The following is a 16,397-nucleotide window of genomic DNA, read 5'->3' as shown; positions in this document are numbered from 1 at the left end:
GCTCCGGCTGTTGCGGGAGCCGGGAGTCTGCCATGGGGGAATCGCGCCTGCCGCTCACGATGCCGCCGTTACGGCGAAGCGCGCCCGCAGCGCGCCGCGCATGATCTTGCCGGTGGCGGTCTGCGGCAGCGCATCGACGAATTCGATCTGCCGCGGATAGAGATGCGCGGCCAGGCGCGCGCGCACCTGCGCCTGGATCTCCGCCACCAGCGCCGGGCTGGGGGCGAAGCCTGGCCGCAGCACCAGCACGGCGGTGACACGTTCCGTGCGCAGCGCATCGGGCAGGCCGATGACGGCGGCCTGGGCGATGGCGGGATGGGTGAGCAGGAAGTCCTCCACCTCCCCGGGGCCGATGCGGTAGCCGGCGGAGGTGATGACATCATCGTCGCGGCCGATGAAGGTGAAGAGGCCCTCGCCATCCCGCACCGCCTGGTCGCCGGTCAGCAGCCAGTCGCCGTGGAATTTCGCCGCGGTTGCCGCGGGGTTGTTCCAGTAGCGCAGGAACATCACCGGGTCGGGTGCGCGCACGGCCAGCACGCCCTGCTGGCCATCGGGCCGGGGCTGGCCCTCGGCATCCAGGATCGCCAGCTCATGGCCCGGCACCGCGCGGCCCATGGCGCCGGGGCGCACGGGAAACAGCTGCGCCGAATTGGCGACGATCAGGTTGCATTCGGTCTGGCCGTAGAATTCGTTGATCGTCAGGTCGAAGGCGCTGCGGCCCCAATCCAGCATCTCCGCCCCCAGCGTCTCCCCGCCCGAGCCCACGCTGCGCAGGCGATGGCCGAAGCGGCCGGGGTTCGCCACGCCGCGCAGCATGCGCAGCGCGGTGGGCGGCAGGAAGGCGTTGCGCACGCCATGCCGCGCCATAAGGTCGAAGCAGAATTCCGGATCGAATTTCTGCATGCGATGCGCCAGCACCGGCACGCCGTGGAACAGGCTGGGCAGCAGCACGTCGAGCAGCCCGCCGATCCAGGCCCAGTCGGCGGGCGTCCAGAACAGGTCGCCGGGCTGCGGGAAGCCGTCATGCGGCCATTCCACGCCGGGCAGATGGCCGCGCAGCACACGATGCGCATGCAGCGCGCCCTTCGGGCTGCCGGTGGTGCCGCTGGTGTAGATGATGAGGGCGGGGTCGTCGGGGCCGGTGGCGAGGCAGGCATGGCTGTCGCGCGCTCGCGCCATCTCGGCTGCGAGATCCAGCGCGCCGGTGCCGCCACCGATGGCAAAGACCTTTGACAATGCGGGCAGCGTGGCGCGTAGGCTATCGAGCTTGGCCTGGCCGTCCTGGTCCGTGACCAGCGCAGTGGCGCCGCAATCCGCGAGACGAAAGCGCAGCGCCTCCTCGCCAAACAGAAGAAAAAGCGGCACGGCGATGGCGCCGATGCGATAGGCGGCGAGATGCGCCACCGCCGCCTCCGGCCCCTGCGGAAGCAGCACGCCGATGCGGTCGCCGCGCGTGATGCCATGGGCAAGGAAAGCGTTGGCCAGGCGGCAGCAGCGGCGGTGCAGCTCGTCGAAGCTGATGCGTTCGACACGGTCGCCATCGAGATGCAGTAGCGCCAGGCGGCCGCTGCCATCGGCCCAGCGGTCGCAGGCTTCCTCCGCGATATTGCAGCGGGCGGGGATGTTCCAGGCGAAGCTCATGCCGGGCGCGTGTCGTCGATCACCTTGCCATCATTCGGCAGGGCGCCGGGTTCCAGCAGTTCGACTGTGCCGCGCAGGCGCGTGACAGATTGCAGCGTGGCGGAAAGATTCTGGACCAGGGACGCATCGCGCACCGGTGTCTCCACGCGCAGCAGCATGGTGTCGCGCGTTTCGTCCAACCCGATGACCAGCCGCGCGCGGCCCAGGCCCGGATGCGCGCGCAACACCTCCGCCACCTGTTCCGGGCGGACGAACATGCCGCGCACCTTCGCCGCCTGGTCGGCGCGGCCCATCCAGCCCTTGATGCGCATATTGGTGCGCCCGCAGGGCGAGGCGCCGGGCAGCACGGCGGAAAGATCGCCGGTGGCGAAGCGCAGCAGCGGATAGGTGGCGCAGAAGGTGGTGACCAGCACCTCTCCCACCTCGCCTTCCGGCAGTGGGTCGCCGGTGCCGGGGCGGACGATTTCCACCAGCACATCCTCGTCGCAGATCAGCCCCTCCCCGGCCTCGGACTCATAGGCGATCAGGCCGAGATCCGCGGTGCCGTAACTCTGCCGGACGGTGAGGCCGCGCGCGGCGTAGAACTGGCGCAGCGCCGGCAGATAGGCGCCACCCGTGACATGGCCGAGCCTGAGCGAGGAAAGGTCGAGGCCCAGCGCATCGCCGGCCTCCAGGATGGATTTGAGAAAATCCGGCGTGCCGCTGTAGCAGGCGGGCTTGAGATGCGCCGCCGCGCGGGCCTGGCTTTCCGTGTTGCCCGGCCCCGCGGGAAAGACCGGGCAGCCGAGCGCCCGCGCGCCTTCCTCCAGCATCATGCCCGCGGGCGTGAAGTGATAGGCGAAGCAGTTGTGCAGCAGCATGCCGCGCCGCAGCCCCGTGGCATGCAGGGCGCGGGCATAGCGCCAGGGATCGGCGCCCGCGCCCTGCGGTTCATGGATCGGGCCCGGGGAGGCGAAGACGCGCGGCACATCGGCCAGAGGCAGCGCGGTGAAGCCGCCGAAGGGTGGGGCTTCCGCCTGCGCGGCGATGAGATCCGATTTGCGCGTGACGGGCAGCGCCGCCAGCGTCACCTCCTGCGGGTCGAGATCCGCCAGCATCGCCGCATAGGCCGGCGCCTGGCGCTTCGCATGCGCCACCTGCCGCACCAGGCGCTGCGCATTTTCGGCCGCGCGCTGGTCGGCGCTGCGGGTTTCGCGATCGTCGAAGAACCCGGTCACAGCCACCGCTTCCGTCGCTTGTAGGATTTCAGGTTGCGGAAGGATTTGCGTTCGGCGCCGTGGCCGCCGAGGTAGAATTCCTTCACGTCCTCGTTGTTCGCCAGATCCTCCGCGCTGCCATCCAGCACGACCTTGCCCTGCTCCATCACATAGCCATGGCTGGCGACGGACAGCGCCATGCGCGCATTCTGCTCCACCAGCAGGATGGTGATGCCGAGATCGGCGTTGAGCTGGCGGATGATGCCGAAGACCTCCTTCACCAGCAGCGGCGAGAGGCCCATGGAGGGTTCGTCCATCAGGATCAGCTTCGGCCGCGCCATCAGCGCGCGGCCGATCGCCAGCATCTGCTGCTCCCCGCCCGAGAGATAGCCGGCCAGCCCCGTGCGCTCCTTCAGCCGCGGGAAGTAGCCATAGACCATCTCGATATCGCGCCGGATCTCCGCGCTGTCGCTGCGCGTGAAGGCGCCGAGGCGCAAATTCTCCAGGCAGGTCATGTCGCTGACGATGCGCCGGCCCTCCATCACCTGGAAGATGCCGCGGCGGACGATCTGATGCGCCTCCACGCCGTTCAAACGCTCGCCGGCGAAGCGGATATCGCCCCGCGTGATCTCGCCATCCTCGGATTTCAGCAGGCCGGAGATGGCCTTCAGCGTGGTGGACTTGCCCGCGCCATTCGCCCCCAGCAGCGCCACGATCTTCCCGCGCGGCACGGCCAGCGACAGACCGCGCAGCACCAGGATGACGTCGCTATAGACGACCTCGATATTGTTCACCTCCAGCAGAAGGTCCTCCGCCGGCCTTGCCGCCGGCGGAGGGGTGGCGAGCGCCTGGCTCACCAGCCGAGCCAGTCGCGGCGGCGCTCGAGGTCGATGGTCGCGATATTCTCGATCTTCATCGTGCCCGCCTGCATCAGCTCCGCCACGCTGCCCTGGGTCGTGTCGCCGCTGACGCTGGCGCGGTAGAGGGCCACGCGCAGCGTGCCGCGATGATCCTGCGGCGTATAGGTGGAGGGATTGCACACGCCCTCGAAGCCGCGCGGCACCCAGTTCTGGCGCGCGTAGAAGCCATCGCGGATGCGCTCGCCCGTCACCTGGCCGCCGCCTTCCGCGGCCGTCTCCATGGCCTCCACCATCAGCATGGCGGAGCAGATGCCGGAGATGTAGTGCACTGGGCGGTAGGCGGTGCCGGCGCTGTCGGACACGCGGCTGATCTCCCGCACCTGCGCCATGCCCGGTGCGTCGCCGCCCCAGACGGCGCCGGTGCGGACCGGGAAGACCACGCCATTCGCCGCCGTGCCGGCGGCCTTCATCGCATTCTCATCCATGCCCCAGACATTGCCCATGAACTGGACCTGCACGCCGGCGGTCTGGCAGGCGCGCAGCACGGAGATGTTGGAGCCCGCGGTATTGCCGAGATAGGCGTAGTTGGCGCCGGCATTCTTCAGCGTCAGGCATTGCGCCGTGTAATCGCCCGGCGTCAACGCGAACTGGATCGCGGGCAGCACCTCGAAGCCGAGCTCCGCGGCCAGCGCCTCTCCGGCCGCCTTGGGCGAATTCGGATAGGGGTGGTTGGCGCCCATATGGACGTATTTCGGCCGCCCCTGCTGGCCGCGCGCCCGCCAATCCTGTGCCGCCCATTGCAGCATGCCGCGCAGCGCGTCGGAGTAGGACGGGCCGTAGAAGAAGTTGTAGGGCGCGGCCTCCACCCCCTGGCGCCCGGATTGCCCGGCCGCATCGGTCAGCGCGGCGGAATAGGAGCCGCTGATATAGGGGATGCGGTCGCGGGTGACGAAGCGCACCAGCGCCTCCGTATCCGCGGTGCCCCAGCCCTGGATGGCGACGACGCGCGTGCGCCCGGTCCAGGACTGGTACTGGCTGACGGCGCGTGGCGCGGCATAGCCGTAATCGAAGCCGGAGACATTGATGGGCCGCCCCGCCACGCCATTGCGCCGGCTGTTCACCCAGGCCAACGCATCCGCGACGCCCTGGCCATAGGGCTGGCCCACATCGCTGGTGGCGCCGGAATTGTCCATCAGATGGCCGATGGGAATCGGCTGCGCCGCGACCGGCAGCGTAAGAGCGATCGTCGCGGCGCCAGCCAGGATCTGCATCTTCATTGTCTTCGTTCCTCCCCTTTGGTTCAATGCGAATACGGGTAGAGCTTCCAATACGCCTTGATCAGGCGCCAACGCCTTGCGAGCCCGTCGGGCTCGAAGATCAGGAACAGGATGATCGCGGCCCCCACCACCATCTCCCGCAGGAAGGAGATGCTGGCGCCGAGCTTCAGCGCGCGGTCGATGCTGCTGCCGGCCAGCAGGTCCGCGCCCATCTGCGTGACTTCCGGCAGCATCACCATGAAGGCCGCGCCCATCAGGCTGCCCATCACGCTGCCCAGCCCGCCGATGATGACCATGCCGAGGAACTGGATGGAGAACAGGATATTGAAGGCCTCGACCGAGGCGAACAGCAGGTAGTGCGCATAGAGCGCGCCGCCGATGCCGGCATAGAGGCTCGCAATGCCGAAGCTCAGCGTGCGGTAATAGGCCAGGTTGATGCCCATCATCTCGGCGGACAGGTAGTGGTCCCGCACCGCCACCAGCGCCCGCCCGTCGCGGGACCGCATCAGGTTCGCGGCCGCCGTGAACATGATGATGACCCAGGCGAGCGTCAGGTAGAAGTAGCTCTCGTCCCGATCGAAGGCGAAGCCGAAGAGCACGGGGCTCTCCGTCATCCGCCCCGCCACGCCGCCGGTGAACCACTGCGCGCGGGCGAAAAAGTCCTCCAGGATGAACTGCGCGGCGAGCGTCGCGATGGCCAGGTACAGCCCCTTCAGCCGCGCCGCAGGGGCGCCGAAGATCAGCCCGATGAAGGCCGTGAAGATGCCGGCCAGCGGGATGCAGAGCAGCACCGGCACATGGTAGCGCTCATGCAGATAGGCGGAGACGAAGGCGCCGAGGCCGAAGAAGGCCGCGTGCCCGATGCTGATCTGCCCGGTGAAGCCCACCAGGATGTTCAGGCCGAGTGCGGCGATGCCGAGGAAGCCGATATTGATCAGCAGCGACAGCTCGAACCGCCCGAACACAAGGGGCGCGCAGCAGAGAAGCAGGATGCCCAGCAGCAGCGCGATGCGGCTGTTGCGCGTGGGAAAGATGGTGGTGTCGGCACGGTAGCTGGCGCGCCAATCGCCGCAGGGGGTGAGCGCGGTCATGCTACACGCGCTCGATATTCTTGGTGCCGAACAGCCCGTAGGGCTTGATCAGCAGGATCAGCACCAGCCCGTAGAAGGGCGCGATCTGGAACATGTTGCCCCAGTTGAGCCATTGGCTGTCGATGTAATGCGCCCAGTTCTCCAGCAGCCCGACGATGACACCGCCGAGCACCGCGCCAAGGATGGAATCCAAGCCGCCCAGGATCACCGCCGGAAAAACCTTGATGCCGTAGAAAGACAGCGCGCTGGACACGCCGTTCACCACGCCCACCACCACGCCGGCGACCGCAGAGACCACCGCCGAGATCGCCCAGGACATCGCAAACACCTTGGGCACCGAAACGCCGAGCGATTGCGCCACCTGCTGGTCGAAGGCCGTCGCCCGCATCGCCAGCCCGTGCTTGGAGGCTTTGAAGAACCATCCGAACCCCGCCATGATCAGCAGCGAGACGCCGAGGCTTGCCAGGTACACCGTCTGCACCTCCAGCCCCAGCACCCGCACCTGCTCCATCGCGAAGATCGGCGGGAAGGGTTTGGCGAAGACGCCAAAGATCCACTTCATCAGCGCCTGGAAGAAGATGCCGAGGCCGATGGTCGCCATGATGACGCTGATCACCGGCTCCCCGATCAGCGGCCGCAGCACCACCACCTGCAGCACCAGGCCGAACAGCATCATGAAGACCAGGGTGAAGGCGAATCCCGCATAGAAGGGCAGCTGCCATTCCGTCAGGAACCACCAGCAGACCCAGGCGCCCACCAGCAGGAACTCGCCCTGCGCGAAGTTCACCACCTGGGACGCCTTGTAGATCAGCACGAAGCTCATCGCGACCACGCCATAGAGCATGCCGACGATCAGCCCGTTCAGCGTCAGTTGCAGCAGCAGCGACGTGTCCATGCGGGGGTCCTCTAGGCCGCTGCCAGCGCGGCTTCGGTGCGGATCACGGCGAGCGTGGTGCGGATGCGCTGCGTCGTGCCGTCCTGGAAGGCGATGGTGGTGTCCACCGGGATGCTCTCCGCACCCGAGTAGATCGCATCGATGATCTCGCCGTATTTCTCCGCGATCACGCCGCGGCGGACCTTGCGGGTGCGGGTCAGCTCCCCGTCATCCGCGTCCAGCTCCTTGTAGAGCAGCACGAATTCCCGCAGCTGCTGCGCCGGCGGCAGGCGTGCATTGACCTTCGCCACTTCCTCCCGCAGCAGGTCCAGCACCTGCGGCCGCGCCGCCAGGTCCGAATAGGTGGTGAAGGCGATGCGGTTGCGCTCCGCCCATTTGCTGACGATGGGGAAGCGGATGCAGATCATGGCGGCCAGGTGCGACCGCCCCGCCCCCAGCACCACCGCCTCCGCCACGAAGGGGGAGAATTTCAGCTTGTTCTCGATGTATTGCGGGCTGAAGCGATCGCCGCCCTGGGTCTCGGCGATGTCCTTGATGCGGTCGATGACGACGAGGTGGCCGGACTTGTCGAAGTAGCCCGCATCGCCGGTGTGCAGCCAGCCGTCGCGCATATCCGCCGGTGCCTCCGTGCCCAGGTAGCCGGAGAACATGTTGGGGTGCCGCGTGACGATTTCGCCGACGCCGCTGGAATCGGGCGCGTCGATGCGGATCTCGATGGATTCGTCGAAGCCGACGCCGACGGTTTCGAAGTCCACCTCCCCCGCCCGATGCAGGGTATAGGCGCCGAGCAGCTCGGTCTGGCCATAGAGCTGGCGCATCGGCACGCCCATCGCCTGGAAGAAGCGAAAAGTTTCGGGCCCCAGCGCGGCACCACCCGTGGCGGCGGAGCGCAGCCTGGAAAAGCCCAGCCGGTCGCGCAGCGCGCGGAACAGCAGCAGGTCCGCCATGGCGGAGCGCTTGCCATCCGCGATCTGCAGGCCGAGGTCGAACATGCGGCGCTTGAGCGGCGAGGCATCCATCACCCGCGCCCGCACCTCGGCCGCCAGCTGTTCCCAGACGCGCGGCGCAAACAGCACGAAGGTCGGGCCGATCTCGCGGAAATCGGCCATCATCGTCTCCGGCTCCTCGACGAAGTTCACCTTCATCCGGGCGATCAAGCCCCAGCCGAGGACGTAGATCTGCTCCATGATCCAGGGCAGCGGCAGGACGGAGACATATTCGTCCTGCGGCCCCTTCGGATCGGCCTTGAGATAGGCGCGGCAATGGCGGATCAGCGCGCCAGCGGTCAGCATCGCCAGCTTCGGCCTCGCCGTGGTACCGGAGGTGGTGCAGAGCACCGCGATATTCTCGCCGTCCGTTGCCGCCACAAGCGCCTCGTAAAGCCCCGGCTGCTCGGCTTCCAAGGCACGACCCGCCGCGAGCAGCGCCTCCAGCGACATCAACCGCGGATCGTCATGCTTCCGCATCCCGCGCGGCTCCGCATAGATCACATGCCGCAGCGTCGGGACGCTGTCGAAAATGTTGAGCAGCTTGTCGACCTGCTCCTCATCCTCGGCAAAGACCAGCTTCGCGCCGGCATGCGCCAGCAGATACGCCACCTCCTCATCCAGCGCGTCGCGATACAGGCCGAGGCTGCGCGCGCCCACCGCATGGGCGGCGATCTCGCCCATCACCCAGTCCGGCCGGTTGTCGCCGATCAGCCCCACCACATCGCCCGCGCCGATGCCGAGGCCGCGCAGGCCGAGCGCCATGGCGCCGGTGCGGTCGTGATATTCGGCCCAGGTGAAGGACCGCCAGATGCCGAACTGCTTCTCCCGCAGCGCCACCTCCGCGCCATGCTCGCGGGCATTCTGCGCCAGCAGCTTGGGCAGCGTGTCCAGCGTCGGCGCCCTCATGCCTCCACGGGCTCCGCTTCCAGCGCGTCCTCGCCGAGATAGGCGCGGCGCACCTCGGGATGGGCGAGCACCGCATCCGGCTCGCCCTCCGCGATCTTGCGGCCGAAATCCAGCACCATGACGCGGTGGGAGATGTCCATCACCACGCCCATATCGTGCTCGATCATCAGCACGGTCATGCCCCATTCGGCGTTCAGGTCGGTGATGAAGCGGGCCATGTCCTCCTTCTCCTCGAGGTTCATGCCCGCCATGGGTTCGTCGAGGAGAATGAGCTTCGGCTTCAAGGCGACCGCGCGGGCCAGTTCCACGCGCTTGCGCAGCCCATAGGGCAGCGTGCCGGCCACCGCCTTGCGCACCGGCTGGATCTCCAGGAAGTCGATGATCTCCTCGACCTCGCGGCGATGCGCGAGTTCCTCCTTCTGCGCACCGCCCACCCAATAGAGCATGCCGCGCAGGAAGCCGGACTTCAGCAGGTGGTGCCGGCCGACCATGATATTGTCGAGCACCGTCATATGGCCGAACAGCGCCAGGTTCTGGAAGGTGCGGCCGATGCCGAGCGCGGCGCGGCGATTGGGGCCGAGGCGGGTGATGTCCTGCCCGTCGAAGCGGATCTGCCCCTGCGTCGGCCGGTAGCGGCCGGAGATGCAGTTGACCATGGAGGTCTTGCCAGCGCCGTTCGGGCCGATGATGGAAAAGATCTCGCCGCGGCGCACGGCGAAAGAGACATCGGTCAGCGCCCGCACGCCGCCGAAGCGCAGGCTGATACCCTCCGCAGCCAGGATCGGCGCCAGATCCGGCGTTTCTTCACTCAAATGGACGCGCTCCCCTGAACGCCGGTCTTGTTGAGGGGAGCCTAGGACGGCTTTGCGGCGCGCCGCAACGCCGTGTTTTGGGAAGCCTCAGCCGGCGTCGCGCAGCGCGATCGCGAGTGGCGGATCGTCGGTGGCGAAGATGTCCACGCCGAGGCCCAGCATGCGCCGGATGCTGGGGGCGTGGTTGGCGCCCCAGGTGCCGATGCCGATGCCGGCCCCGCGCAGGGCGCCCACCAGCTCGGCATCGATCGCGCTTTCATGCATGCCGACCTCGGGGAAGCCATAGGCCTTGGCGGTGGCCAGCAGGCCGGGCAGACCGATGTCGCGCAGCGTCGAAAGCTCCAGCAGCCAGGCGACGCCCGCCAGGCCGCCGGCCTGCTGCACTTCCGCCATGGTGCCTGCATGGAAGCCGATGATCCAGCTGCGCCCCCGCTGCCCGGCCGCATCCAGCCGCGCCAGTGTGGCGGGAACGATGCCGGGATAGGGCCGGCCGCCGGCATCGGACTTGATCTCGATGCGCGGCGCCACCGGCGTGCCGGCCAGGATCTCCAGGTAGCCGGCCAGGGTCGGCGGCGCCTCCCCGGCCGTGCCGCGCACCCGCACGGCAGCGAGTTCCGCGGCGGTCCGCGCCACCACCGGCCCGCGCGCATCGGTGGTGCGGTCGAGCGTGGCGTCGTGAATCACGACCACCTCCGCATCCGCGGTCATGTGCACGTCGCATTCCGCCTGTTCCAGTGCCAGGCGGGCGGAGTGGCGGAAGGCGGTGGCGCTGTTCTCGGGCCAGAGGAACAGGCCGCCGCGGTGGCTGGCGATCAGGGTCTTGGGCTGCATGGCCCGGCAGTCTCGCCGCGCGGCGCAGGCAAATCCAGCCCCTTCGCCCCTCCTCCGGCCGCCTCCTCCCCCCCGCGGCCGCCTGCCGCCAGATTGCATGCAGGCCTGCCTTCGGCGCATAATTGCATGCAGGCGTGCCTTCAGCGCATAAAGGCGCTGGCCGATATCGTGGTCAGCAGTTGCCGTGCGGAGGGCTTCATGACCCTGTCCATCGTAATCCACCGGCCGGAAAACAGCTCCGCCGCCGACCCCGCACCGGCCGAGGCCGAGGCCATGCGGCTTGCGGTTCGCGATGCGGTCTGGGAAATTGCTGATGCGCATTGGACCATGGGCAGTGACGCCATCCTGGTCTCCACCGACCTTTCGCCGGACTATATGCTGAGCCACTTCCGCCGCGCCCTGGCCCGGCGCGGCTTCGACCAGACCGGGCTGCTTCTGGTGACCAGCGTCGGCCCCAGGGTGGCCTGGTCCGACCTGCCGCAGGAGGCCGAGGGCTGGCTGCGGGATGTGCTGGCGTAAGCGCGCCCTCGGCGAGAGACAAGGCCTTGAATTTGGGGCCTTAGTCAGGGCCCAGCGCCCAGAAACTGGGTGCGGAATGAAAATACGCGATTGCCTTCGACCGCACTCGCGTTAGGGTTGCTGTGAACGTTAATGTCACTGCTATAATACTTGCGCGCGATGTCTCGGCACCGCCGCGGCCCGTTTCCATCCCCCGGGCCCCTCGTCAACAGGGAGCCACGCATGCTGCCGGCGCTTCGCCGCTTTCCCATCCTTTTCGCCCTGCTGCTGGCCGGCCTCGCCCTCGCTTCGGCCGCGCGAGCCGATTCCCACGCGATCCGCCTGAAGATTGTCGGCGGCCTGGCCGATGTCAGCCAGTACGTGCGGTATGAGGAGCCCTTCTGGCGCAGCCGGATCATGGAACTGACCAGCGGGCGCGTGCAGGCGGAAATCGCGCCCTTCGACCGCAGCGGGATCCGCGGGCAGGAAATGCTGCAGCTGATGCGGCTCGGCGTCGTGCCCTTCGGCACGGCACTGCTGGCGATCGTCGCGACTGAGGAGCCGGAATTTAACGCGGTCGACCTGCCGGCCCTGGCGCCGGACATGGCCAGCCTGCGCCAGACCGTCAGCGCCTTCCGCCCGCATATCGAGCAGGTGCTGCGGGAGCGGTACCAGATCGAGTTGTTGGGTATTTACACCTATCCCGCCCAGGTCGTCTTCTGCAACCGTCCCTTCTCCGGCCTCGCCGATCTCGCCGGGCGCCGCATCCGCTCCTCCTCCGTCGGGCAGTCGGAAATGCTGCAGGCGCTGGGCGCCACCCCCGTGGTGATCCCCTTCGCCGAGGTGGTGCAGGCGATCCGCGGCGGCGTGGTGGAATGCGCCATCACCGGCACGCTTTCGGGCAATGCCATCGGGCTGCACGAGATCACCACCCATGTGCATGCCATGGCGCTGGCCTGGGGCATTTCCATCTTCGGCGCCAATGCCACCGCCTGGGCCGCCATCCCCACCGACCTGCAGGCGATCATCCGCTCCGGCGTCCATGACCTGGAGCAGCAGATCTGGAATGCGGCGGACCGCGAGACCGGGGAAGGCCTGGCCTGCAATGCCGGCCTGCCCAGCTGCACCGCCGGCCGCCGCGGCAACATGACGGTGGTGCCGGTCAGCGAGGCCGACAATGAACGCCGCCGCCGCCTGCTGACCGATGTGGTGCTGCCGCGCTGGGTCAATCGCTGCGGGCCCGATTGCGTGGATGCCTGGAACGACTACCTCGCACCGGTCCTGGGCATCAGGGCCCGGCCCGATTAGATGCAGACCGCCCGCCGCCTCCGCCTCGCCGTCCTTGCCGCTGTCGTCCTGCTGCTGCTGGCGCAGGCGGTGGCCACGGCCATGCTGCTCGAAAGGTCGCGAGAGGCGGCGCTGCGCGCCGCGGCGGATACCGCGGACCGCATCAGCCGCGCGGTGGAAAGCTCCATCAACCGCAGCTTCGTGCAGGTGGATGCGATGCTGGCGGGCCTGCCGGCCATCCTCAGCCCCTATGCCCGCGACGGCCGCTTCGATGCCAATGCCGCCGGCCGGGTGATGCGGGAGCTGAACAACCAGAACTTCACCTTCCGGGACATCCTGCTGGTGCGCGAGGATGGCATTCCCATCGCCACCTCGCTCGCCGTTTCCCGCCGCCGCCCGCTGCCGCTGCCGCTCGGCGCCGCCTTCACCGATGCCACGCCGAATACCGGCACGCTGATGATCGGCGGGCCGGTACAGAATCCGGCCACCGGCGAATGGGCGCTGTTCTTCGCCCGCCCCGTGGTGATGCCCGTGCTGGGCCTGGTGACCGCGGTCGCGGAGGTTCCGGTGCCGGTGGTCAGCAGCCTGCTGGGCGTTGGCGGCAGTGCGCCGGAGCTGCGCATCACGCTGGAGCGGGATAACGGCACGCTCCTCGCCTCCCTGCCGCATGACGAGACGCGCATCGGCCGCCGCCTGTCGCCGCCCTCCTCCGCGCTCAGCACCGCGGGCCAGACCCGCAGCCGCTTCAACGACCAGGCGGTGCTGGTTGCGGTGCGGCCGAGTCTCTACCCCTCGCTGTCCATCGTCACCACGGTGGAGCTGCAGGCGGCGCTGCAGGGCTGGAGCACGGATCGCGAGCGCGGCCTGCTGGTCTCCGCCGCTTTCGCGGCCCTGGTGCTGGCCCTGGCCGCCGCCCTGCTGCTGGGCCTGCGGCAGCGGGAGAGGGTGGAGGCGGAACGCGCCCGCTGGCGCTCCACGCTGGAGAATGCGCTGGAGAGCATGTCGGACGGCTTCGTCATGTTCGGCCCGGACGACCGGCTGATCGCCTGCAACCAGCGCTACAAGGAATTCTACGCGATCTCCGCGCCTTTCATCAAAGCGGGCGCGCATTTCCGCGACATCATGCGCGAGGGCGCGAAGCGCGGGCAGTATCCCCAGGCGGTGGGGGATATCGAAGCTTTCGTCGACGAGATGGACCAGTGGCGCCACGCCAACAACCCGCCGATCGAGCGCCTGCTGCCGGATGGCCGCTGGGTGCTGATCACGGAACGCAGCACGCCGGATGGCGGCACGGTGGGCATCCGCACGGATATCACGCCGCTGAAGCGCGCCATGGAGGACCTGGCCCAGGCGCGCGACAATGCCCGCGCCGCCGGCGAGGCGAAGAGCCAGTTCCTGGCCCGCATGTCGCATGAGCTGCGCACGCCGCTGAACGGCGTGCTCGGATTCGCCCAGGTGCTGCTGCGCGACCCGGCGCTGACCGAGGAACAGCGCGACCAGGTGCTGACCCTGCACGAGGCCGGGCGCCACCTGCTGGAACTGGTGAACAGCCTGCTCGACCTGTCCAAGATCGAGGCCGGCAAGCTCGACCTGCATCTGCGCGACGTCGCCGTCCGCCCGCTGCTGGAGGCCTGCGCCGGGCTGCTGGCGCCGGAGGTGGACCGCAAGGGCATGACCCTGACGCTGGACATCGCCCCCGGCACGCCGGAGGCGGTGGAGGCCGATGCCACGCGGGTGCGGCAGATGCTGCTGAACCTGCTGTCCAATGCGGTGAAGTTCACCCCGCCCGGCGGGCAGGTGCATCTGCGCGCCATGCGCCTGGCGGAGGGCCGCGCCGGCCTGCGGATCGAGGTGCAGGACACCGGCCCGGGCGTGCCGCCGGAAAAGCGGCACCTGCTGTTCGAGGATTTCTCCCAGCTCTTCCCCGTCGCCGGCCAGGAAGGCGCCGGCACCGGGCTGGGCCTGGCGATTTCGGCCCGGCTGGCCGCCGCCATGGGCGGGCGCATCGGCTGCGACAGCGAAACGGGCCAGGGCGCCCGCTTCTGGGTGGAACTGCCGCTGAAGGAAGTGCCGCTGCCGGCCGTCGCGGCTGCGGCCACTGCGGCGCCGACCGAGGTCACCCTGGCCGCGCCGGGCCGCAGCCTGCGCATCCTGGTGGCCGACGACGTCGCGGCGAACCGCATGGTGGCGCGTGCCATGCTGGTGGGCGCCGGGCATCGGGTGGACAGCGCCGCCGATGGCGCCGAGGCCCTGGCCGCCGTGGAACGCGATGCCTATGACGTGGTGCTGATGGATGTCCAGATGCCGGTGATGGACGGGCTTGAGGCCACCCGACGCATCCGTGCCCTGGATACCGCGCGGCGCCGCGTGCCGGTGCTGGCCGTCACCGCCTCCGCCCTGCCCGAACAGGTGGCCGCCTGCCGTGCCGCCGGCATGGATGGACACCTGGCCAAGCCGATCGACCGCGAATCGCTGCTGGCCGCCGTCGCCCGCCTCGCCGCCGGCGATTCGCTGCCCGGCGCCGCCACGTCCCCGTCCGCCGATGCGCAGCAGCCGCTGCTGGATGAGGCGGCGCTGCGAAATCTGGCGGCGGATCTCGGCCCGACGGCGGATGTCGTGATCTCGGAATTCGTCTCCGAGGTGCGGTTCGGCTACGAGACCCTCTCCGCCCCCGGCATCGCCGAGGATCTCCCCCGCCTGCGCCACGCCGCCCACCGCATGCTGGGCGCCGCCCGCACCCTCGGCGCCCGCCGGCTGGGCGCGGTGACGGAGGCGCTGCAGAAGGATCTGCATGCGGGGCGCAGCCCGAGCGAAAGCCTGCGCCTGGTGCTGGAAAGCGCCGCTTCCACCCTGCCGCTGATCGAGGCGCCGCTGGACCGGAACCCGCCGAACCAGGCTGGCCCGCAGCGGCCCCCGGTGCGGCTGGCGCAGAGCGTGGGCGACTAGCCAGGGCGCCTCAGGGCAGCGCGGAAATCCGCGCCGCCAGCAGATCGAAAAAGCCCGGCGCCTCCAGGCTTTCCAGCAGGGTCAGGTTGGGCGGCCGGCCGAGGCGCTGCCAGCGGTCAATCACCGTGCGACCGCGGCCGGGGCCCGGGCCGCAATCCACCTCCGCCTGCGCCTCCTTCGCGCCGAACAGGCCGGGCGCCAGCAGCCAGGCCACGGCGGTCGGGTCGTGCAGCGGGAACCCCCGAAACCCCATGCGGCGGGAGGGCGGCAAGGCGCGCAGGATGGCGGTGGCGGCGCGCCAGCAGGCGCCGCCCGGCCGCGCCTCCAGCGCCGTCACCACATCCGGCGTCACGAAGGCCTGGGCCGTCAGGTCCAGCGTCGCCATGGTCAGCCGGCAGCCGAGTCCGAGCAGGATGGCCAGGGCCTCCGGGTCGTTCCAGGCGTTGAATTCGGCGGCGGGGGTGATGTTGCCCTCGGACCAGGCGCCGGACATCAGCACGATCTCCGCCACCCGATCGACCAGCGCCGGCTCCGTCGCGAAGGCCAGCGCCAGGTTGGTGACGGGGCCGAGGCCGATGACGGTGACGGAGGCGGGCGGCGCGCCGCGCAGCAGGTCGCGGATCGCATCCGCGGCGATGCCCGGCGCCAGCGGCGGACCCGCTGGCAGTTGCACGCCGCCCAGCCCATCCTGCCCATGCACTGCCGTCTCGAAGCGGAAGGGCGCCATGAGGGAGCGTTCGGCGCCGGCCACCACGGGAATGTCCCGCCCCGTCAGCCCCACGATGGCGCGCGCATTGGCGGTGGTGGAGGCGAGGCCGACATTGCCGCCCGCCACCGTCACCAGCCGCACATCCAGCTCCGGCGAGGCGAGTGCCAGCCAGAGCGCGATGGCGTCGTCCGTGCCCGGGTCGCAATCGATGATGGTCGTGCGGCTCATGCCAGTTCGCGCTCCACCAGGCTGCACCAGAAGGCCACGCCATGCGGCAGGGCGGCGTCCGGGAAGTCGAAATGCGGATTGTGGTGGAACCCCTCGGGATGGGCGGGGTCGCCGGTGCCGAGCCAGGCATAGGCGCCGGGGATGCGCGCCAGGAACTCGGAAAAATCCTCGCCCGCGGTGATCGGCGGATGGTCGTCCCGCACCGCCGCCGCCGTGCCGGTGGAGGCGGAG

13 protein-coding genes (1 of these 13 cut by a window edge) are annotated in these 16,397 nt (G+C 69.3%); 3 read left to right on the top strand and 10 right to left on the bottom strand.

The annotated features are described in order from the left end of the window. Positions 1-54: 54 nt before the first annotated feature. The 9 genes from J3S20_RS06770 to J3S20_RS06730 form a co-directional block, all read right to left on the bottom strand. Positions 55-1,641, bottom strand: a complete 1,587-nt coding sequence (locus J3S20_RS06770) for an acyl-CoA synthetase (RefSeq protein WP_216835693.1) — start codon at positions 1,639-1,641, stop codon at positions 55-57. Further along, positions 1,638-2,858 (bottom strand): phenylacetate--CoA ligase family protein, encoded by a 1,221-nt coding sequence (locus J3S20_RS06765; protein WP_216835692.1) that lies wholly within the window; start codon positions 2,856-2,858, stop codon positions 1,638-1,640. Before J3S20_RS06765 ends, J3S20_RS06770 begins: the two co-directional genes overlap by 4 nt. Then, positions 2,855-3,694, bottom strand: coding sequence for an ABC transporter ATP-binding protein (locus tag J3S20_RS06760; protein WP_343215178.1), 840 nt, complete (start codon positions 3,692-3,694; stop codon positions 2,855-2,857). Before J3S20_RS06760 ends, J3S20_RS06765 begins: the two co-directional genes overlap by 4 nt. Further along, positions 3,691-4,974 carry an ABC transporter substrate-binding protein gene (locus J3S20_RS06755; RefSeq protein WP_216835691.1) on the bottom strand — a complete coding sequence of 428 codons (1,284 nt, stop codon included), beginning with the start codon at positions 4,972-4,974 and terminating at the stop codon, positions 3,691-3,693. The genes J3S20_RS06760 and J3S20_RS06755 overlap by 4 nt, the downstream gene beginning before the upstream one ends. Before the next feature lie 23 nt (positions 4,975-4,997). Beyond that, positions 4,998-6,065: a branched-chain amino acid ABC transporter permease gene (locus J3S20_RS06750; protein WP_216835690.1), complete on the bottom strand. Its 1,068-nt coding sequence runs from the start codon at positions 6,063-6,065 to the stop codon at positions 4,998-5,000. 1 nt (position 6,066) lies between these two features. Next, entirely contained in the window at positions 6,067-6,960 is an 894-nt protein-coding gene (locus tag J3S20_RS06745) for a branched-chain amino acid ABC transporter permease (RefSeq protein ID WP_216835689.1), read from the bottom strand. An 11-nt stretch (positions 6,961-6,971) separates the two neighbouring features. Further along, on the bottom strand, positions 6,972-8,855 hold the full coding sequence (locus J3S20_RS06740; RefSeq protein WP_216835688.1) for an AMP-binding protein: 1,884 nt from the start codon (positions 8,853-8,855) through the stop codon (positions 6,972-6,974). Continuing rightward, positions 8,852-9,667, bottom strand: a complete 816-nt coding sequence (locus J3S20_RS06735) for an ABC transporter ATP-binding protein (protein WP_216835687.1) — start codon at positions 9,665-9,667, stop codon at positions 8,852-8,854. Before J3S20_RS06735 ends, J3S20_RS06740 begins: the two co-directional genes overlap by 4 nt. A gap of 87 nt (positions 9,668-9,754) precedes the next feature. Next, positions 9,755-10,498, bottom strand: coding sequence for a glycerophosphodiester phosphodiesterase family protein (locus J3S20_RS06730; RefSeq protein ID WP_216835686.1), 744 nt, complete (start codon positions 10,496-10,498; stop codon positions 9,755-9,757). 126 nt (positions 10,499-10,624) lie between these two features. Here J3S20_RS06730 and J3S20_RS06725 point away from each other — a divergent pair, with 126 nt between their 5' ends. The 3 genes from J3S20_RS06725 to J3S20_RS06715 all read left to right on the top strand — a co-directional run bounded on the left by J3S20_RS06725 (position 10,625) and on the right by J3S20_RS06715 (position 15,229). After that, complete coding sequence (locus J3S20_RS06725; RefSeq protein ID WP_216835685.1) at positions 10,625-11,017, top strand: hypothetical protein; 393 nt, start codon at positions 10,625-10,627, stop codon at positions 11,015-11,017. 222 nt (positions 11,018-11,239) lie between these two features. Beyond that, positions 11,240-12,304: a TRAP transporter substrate-binding protein gene (locus tag J3S20_RS06720; protein WP_216835684.1), complete on the top strand. Its 1,065-nt coding sequence runs from the start codon at positions 11,240-11,242 to the stop codon at positions 12,302-12,304. Beyond that, positions 12,305-15,229 (top strand): ATP-binding protein, encoded by a 2,925-nt coding sequence (locus tag J3S20_RS06715; protein ID WP_216835683.1) that lies wholly within the window; start codon positions 12,305-12,307, stop codon positions 15,227-15,229. Positions 15,230-15,239: 10 nt separating this feature from the next. Here J3S20_RS06715 and J3S20_RS31370 read toward each other — a convergent pair whose 3' ends face one another. Next, positions 15,240-16,397 carry the 3' portion of an amidohydrolase gene (locus J3S20_RS31370; protein WP_456305689.1) on the bottom strand. The gene runs 1,002 nt beyond the window's last position, so only the last 1,158 of its 2,160 coding nucleotides appear in the window; the start codon falls outside the window, past its right edge; its stop codon occupies positions 15,240-15,242.

Origin of the sequence: Falsiroseomonas tokyonensis, assembly GCF_019024325.1 — a bacterium.
GTDB classification, from domain to species: Bacteria; Pseudomonadota; Alphaproteobacteria; order Acetobacterales; family Acetobacteraceae; genus Falsiroseomonas; species Falsiroseomonas tokyonensis.
This window is presented reverse-complemented; position numbering and strand designations above follow the sequence as displayed.

What these genes read in the sequence shown, in the direction of transcription:
- J3S20_RS06730 (WP_216835686.1), bottom strand. Translation starts at nt 10,498, where the DNA reads ATGCAGCCCAAGACCCTGATCGCCAGCCACCGCGGCGGCCTGTTCCTC.
- J3S20_RS06715 (WP_216835683.1), top strand. Translation starts at nt 12,305, where the DNA reads ATGCAGACCGCCCGCCGCCTCCGCCTCGCCGTCCTTGCCGCTGTCGTC.
- J3S20_RS06770 (WP_216835693.1), bottom strand. Translation starts at nt 1,641, where the DNA reads ATGAGCTTCGCCTGGAACATCCCCGCCCGCTGCAATATCGCGGAGGAA.
- J3S20_RS06755 (WP_216835691.1), bottom strand. Translation starts at nt 4,974, where the DNA reads ATGAAGATGCAGATCCTGGCTGGCGCCGCGACGATCGCTCTTACGCTG.
- J3S20_RS06720 (WP_216835684.1), top strand. Translation starts at nt 11,240, where the DNA reads ATGCTGCCGGCGCTTCGCCGCTTTCCCATCCTTTTCGCCCTGCTGCTG.
- J3S20_RS06750 (WP_216835690.1), bottom strand. Translation starts at nt 6,065, where the DNA reads ATGACCGCGCTCACCCCCTGCGGCGATTGGCGCGCCAGCTACCGTGCC.
- J3S20_RS06745 (WP_216835689.1), bottom strand. Translation starts at nt 6,960, where the DNA reads ATGGACACGTCGCTGCTGCTGCAACTGACGCTGAACGGGCTGATCGTC.
- J3S20_RS06725 (WP_216835685.1), top strand. Translation starts at nt 10,625, where the DNA reads ATGCAGGCGTGCCTTCAGCGCATAAAGGCGCTGGCCGATATCGTGGTC.
- J3S20_RS06740 (WP_216835688.1), bottom strand. Translation starts at nt 8,855, where the DNA reads ATGAGGGCGCCGACGCTGGACACGCTGCCCAAGCTGCTGGCGCAGAAT.